The 5,155-nt window shown below is 49.8% G+C and carries 2 tRNA genes and 3 rRNA genes; all 5 read right to left on the bottom strand.

The annotated features are described in order from the left end of the window. Position 1: 1 nt before the first annotated feature. A tRNA-Val gene (locus ADF75_RS05820) sits at positions 2–74 on the bottom strand. A 131-nt stretch (positions 75–205) separates the two neighbouring features. After that, positions 206–321, bottom strand: a 5S ribosomal RNA gene (rrf, locus tag ADF75_RS05815). Between the two features lie 80 nt (positions 322–401). Beyond that, positions 402–3,300: ribosomal RNA gene (locus ADF75_RS05810) — 23S ribosomal RNA — on the bottom strand. A gap of 129 nt (positions 3,301–3,429) precedes the next feature. Next, positions 3,430–3,502: transfer RNA gene (locus ADF75_RS05805), tRNA-Ala, on the bottom strand. Between the two features lie 53 nt (positions 3,503–3,555). After that, positions 3,556–5,104: ribosomal RNA gene (locus ADF75_RS05800) — 16S ribosomal RNA — on the bottom strand. The 16S, 23S and 5S rRNA genes sit together here with 2 tRNA genes alongside, the layout of an rRNA operon. Positions 5,105–5,155 lie beyond the last annotated feature (51 nt).

The following is a 5,155-nucleotide window of genomic DNA, read 5'->3' as shown; positions in this document are numbered from 1 at the left end:
ATGGGAGTTAACGGGATCGAACCGCTGACCCTCTGCTTGTAAGGCAGATGCTCTCCCAGCTGAGCTAAACTCCCAAATGGTCGTTTAACTCAGCCAACGGTGAGAAACTGCGTTTCTCTTATCCGCCGATTGGAATCTCGATTGCCTCTCAATTCCAACTAAGCTAAACTCCCAAATGAGCCTAGTTTCCACTAGACTCAACCTTGCTAAGCGACTACCATATCTCACAGGGGGCAACCCCCAACTACTTCCGGCGTTCTAGGGCTTAACTTCTGTGTTCGGCATGGGTACAGGTGTATCTCCTAGGCTATCGTCACTTAACTCTGAATGATGAACATTCAAAATTGAATACCTATATTCTAACAAAAATCTAACCAGCTGTAAATATCCTCAGTTACTTTTTGGATAAGTCCTCGAGCTATTAGTATTAGTCCGCTCCATTGCTCACACAACTTCCACTCCTAACCTATCTACCTGATCTTCTCTCAGGGCTCTTACTAACATATAGTTATGGGAAATCTCATCTTGAGGTGGGTTTCACACTTAGATGCTTTCAGCGTTTATCCCTTCCCTACATAGCTACCCAGCGATGCCTCTGGCGAGACAACTGGTACACCAGCGGTAAGTCCACTCTGGTCCTCTCGTACTAGGAGCAGATCCTCTCAAATTTCCTACGCCCGCGACGGATAGGGACCGAACTGTCTCACGACGTTCTGAACCCAGCTCGCGTGCCGCTTTAATGGGCGAACAGCCCAACCCTTGGGACCGACTACAGCCCCAGGATGCGACGAGCCGACATCGAGGTGCCAAACCTCCCCGTCGATGTGAACTCTTGGGGGAGATAAGCCTGTTATCCCCAGGGTAGCTTTTATCCGTTGAGCGATGGCCCTTCCATACGGAACCACCGGATCACTAAGCCCGACTTTCGTCCCTGCTCGAGTTGTAGCTCTCGCAGTCAAGCTCCCTTATACCTTTACACTCTGCGAATGATTTCCAACCATTCTGAGGGAACCTTTGGGCGCCTCCGTTACCTTTTAGGAGGCGACCGCCCCAGTCAAACTGCCCGTCAGACACTGTCTCCGATAGGGATCACCTATCCGGGTTAGAGTGGCCATAACACAAGGGTAGTATCCCAACATCGCCTCCATCGAAACTGGCGTCCCGATCTCTATGGCTCCTACCTATCCTGTACATGTGGCACAGACACTCAATATCAAACTGCAGTAAAGCTCCATGGGGTCTTTCCGTCCTGTCGCGGGTAACCTGCATCTTCACAGGTACTAAAATTTCACCGAGTCTCTCGTTGAGACAGTGCCCAAATCATTACGCCTTTCGTGCGGGTCGGAACTTACCCGACAAGGAATTTCGCTACCTTAGGACCGTTATAGTTACGGCCGCCGTTTACTGGGGCTTCAATTCATACCTTCGCTTACGCTAAGCACTCCTCTTAACCTTCCAGCACCGGGCAGGCGTCACCCCCTATACATCATCTTACGATTTAGCAGAGAGCTGTGTTTTTGATAAACAGTTGCTTGGGCCTATTCACTGCGGCTGACCGAAGTCAGCACCCCTTCTCCCGAAGTTACGGGGTCATTTTGCCGAGTTCCTTAACGAGAGTTCTCTCGCTCACCTGAGGCTACTCGCCTCGACTACCTGTGTCGGTTTGCGGTACGGGTAGAGTATGTTTAACGCTAGAAGCTTTTCTTGGCAGTGTGACATCACTAACTTCGCTACTAAACTTCGCTCCCCATCACAGCTCAATGTTATAGAACTAAGCATTTAACTCAATTCACACCTCACTGCTTAGACGTGCACTTCCAATCGCACGCTTTAGTTAGCCTACTGCGTCCCTCCATCACTACATACTCTAGTACAGGAATATCAACCTGTTGTCCATCGGATACACCTTTCGGTCTCTCCTTAGGTCCCGACTAACCCAGGGCGGACGAGCCTTCCCCTGGAAACCTTAGTCTTACGGTGGACAGGATTCTCACCTGTCTTTCGCTACTCATACCGGCATTCTCACTTCTATGCGTTCCAGCACTCCTCACGGTATACCTTCTTCACACATAGAACGCTCTCCTACCATACCATTAAAGGTATCCACAGCTTCGGTAAATTGTTTTAGCCCCGGTACATTTTCGGCGCAGGGTCACTCGACTAGTGAGCTATTACGCACTCTTTGAATGAATAGCTGCTTCTAAGCTAACATCCTAGTTGTCTGTGCAACCCCACATCCTTTTCCACTTAACAATTATTTTGGGACCTTAGCTGGTGGTCTGGGCTGTTTCCCTTTCGACTACGGATCTTAGCACTCGCAGTCTGACTGCCGACCATAATTCATTGGCATTCGGAGTTTATCTGAGATTGGTAATCCGGGATGGACCCCTCACCCAAACAGTGCTCTACCTCCAAGAATCTTAATGTCGACGCTAGCCCTAAAGCTATTTCGGAGAGAACCAGCTATCTCCAAGTTCGTTTGGAATTTCTCCGCTACCCACAAGTCATCCAAGCACTTTTCAACGTGCCCTGGTTCGGTCCTCCAGTGCGTTTTACCGCACCTTCAACCTGCTCATGGGTAGGTCACATGGTTTCGGGTCTACGACATAATACTAAGACGCCCTATTCAGACTCGGTTTCCCTACGGCTCCGTCTCTTCAACTTAACCTCGCATCATATCGTAACTCGCCGGTTCATTCTACAAAAGGCACGCTCTCACCCATTAACGGGCTCGAACTTGTTGTAGGCACACGGTTTCAGGTTCTATTTCACTCCCCTCCCGGGGTGCTTTTCACCTTTCCCTCACGGTACTGGTTCACTATCGGTCACTAGGGAGTATTTAGGGTTGGGAGATGGTCCTCCCAGATTCCGACGAGATTCCACGTGTCTCGCCGTACTCAGGATACTGCTAGGTATAAAGACTATTTTAAATACGAGGCTATTACTCTCTTTGGCCTACCTTCCCAGGTAGTTCTTCTATAATCTTTAAGTCCACATTGCAGTCCTACAACCCCGAAGAGTAAACTCTTCGGTTTGCCCTCCTGCCGTTTCGCTCGCCGCTACTAAGGCAATCGCTTTTGCTTTCTCTTCCTGCAGCTACTTAGATGTTTCAGTTCACTGCGTCTTCCTCCTCATATCCTTAACAGATATGGGTAACAGGTATCACCTGCTGGGTTCCCCCATTCGGACATCCCCGGATCTAAGCTTACTTACAGCTCCCCGAGGCATTTCGTCGTTTGTCACGTCCTTCTTCGGCTCCTAGTGCCAAGGCATCCACCGTGCGCCCTTATTAACTTAACCTTATTAACCTAATTTCTTAAAAAATTAGAAAACTCATTAAATATTCACAGCGTTTTCGGTTTATTTTCTTGTTACTATTTGATATAGATATTCAATTTTCAATGTTCATCCTTGGTGATCTCTCACCAATGGAGCCTAGCGGGATCGAACCGCTGACCTCCTGCGTGCAAAGCAGGCGCTCTCCCAGCTGAGCTAAGGCCCCACAAGACCTCTCAAAACTAAACAAGACGAACGTGCAGGTTTCCTTATCCTTAGAAAGGAGGTGATCCAGCCGCACCTTCCGATACGGCTACCTTGTTACGACTTCACCCCAATCATCTATCCCACCTTAGGCGGCTGGCTCCTAAAAGGTTACCTCACCGACTTCGGGTGTTACAAACTCTCGTGGTGTGACGGGCGGTGTGTACAAGGCCCGGGAACGTATTCACCGCGGCGTGCTGATCCGCGATTACTAGCGATTCCGACTTCATGTAGGCGAGTTGCAGCCTACAATCCGAACTGAGACTGGCTTTAAGAGATTAGCTTGCCGTCACCGACTTGCGACTCGTTGTACCAGCCATTGTAGCACGTGTGTAGCCCAGGTCATAAGGGGCATGATGATTTGACGTCATCCCCACCTTCCTCCGGTTTATTACCGGCAGTCTCGCTAGAGTGCCCAACTGAATGATGGCAACTAACAATAGGGGTTGCGCTCGTTGCGGGACTTAACCCAACATCTCACGACACGAGCTGACGACAACCATGCACCACCTGTCACCTCTGTCCCGAAGGAAAGCTCTATCTCTAGAGCGGTCAGAGGGATGTCAAGACCTGGTAAGGTTCTTCGCGTTGCTTCGAATTAAACCACATGCTCCACCGCTTGTGCGGGCCCCCGTCAATTCCTTTGAGTTTCAACCTTGCGGTCGTACTCCCCAGGCGGAGTGCTTAATGCGTTAGCTGCGGCACTGAGTCCCGGAAAGGACCCAACACCTAGCACTCATCGTTTACGGCGTGGACTACCAGGGTATCTAATCCTGTTTGCTCCCCACGCTTTCGAGCCTCAGCGTCAGTTACAAGCCAGAGAGCCGCTTTCGCCACCGGTGTTCCTCCATATATCTACGCATTTCACCGCTACACATGGAATTCCACTCTCCCCTCTTGCACTCAAGTTAAACAGTTTCCAAAGCGTACTATGGTTAAGCCACAGCCTTTAACTTCAGACTTATCTAACCGCCTGCGCTCGCTTTACGCCCAATAAATCCGGATAACGCTCGGGACCTACGTATTACCGCGGCTGCTGGCACGTAGTTAGCCGTCCCTTTCTGGTAAGATACCGTCACAGTGTGAACTTTCCACTCTCACACTCGTTCTTCTCTTACAACAGAGCTTTACGATCCGAAAACCTTCTTCACTCACGCGGCGTTGCTCGGTCAGACTTCCGTCCATTGCCGAAGATTCCCTACTGCTGCCTCCCGTAGGAGTCTGGGCCGTGTCTCAGTCCCAGTGTGGCCGATCACCCTCTCAGGTCGGCTATGTATCGTCGCCTTGGTGAGCCGTTACCTCACCAACTAGCTAATACAACGCAGGTCCATCTGGTAGTGATGCAATTGCACCTTTCAAGCAGATATCATGCAACATCTACTGTTATGCGGTATTAGCTATCGTTTCCAATAGTTATCCCCCGCTACCAGGCAGGTTACCTACGCGTTACTCACCCGTTCGCAACTCATCCGGAAAGAGCAAGCTCCTTCCTTCAGCGTTCTACTTGCATGTATTAGGCACGCCGCCAGCGTTCATCCTGAGCCAGGATCAAACTCTCATTAAAATAATTGTTTGTCTTAAACTCATTCTGTCACTGACAGATTTATTGTTTTTT

The sequence above is a fragment of the Streptococcus sp. 1171_SSPC genome (assembly GCF_001069335.1).
Lineage (GTDB): Bacteria > Bacillota > Bacilli > Lactobacillales > Streptococcaceae > Streptococcus > Streptococcus xiaochunlingii.
This window is presented reverse-complemented; position numbering and strand designations above follow the sequence as displayed.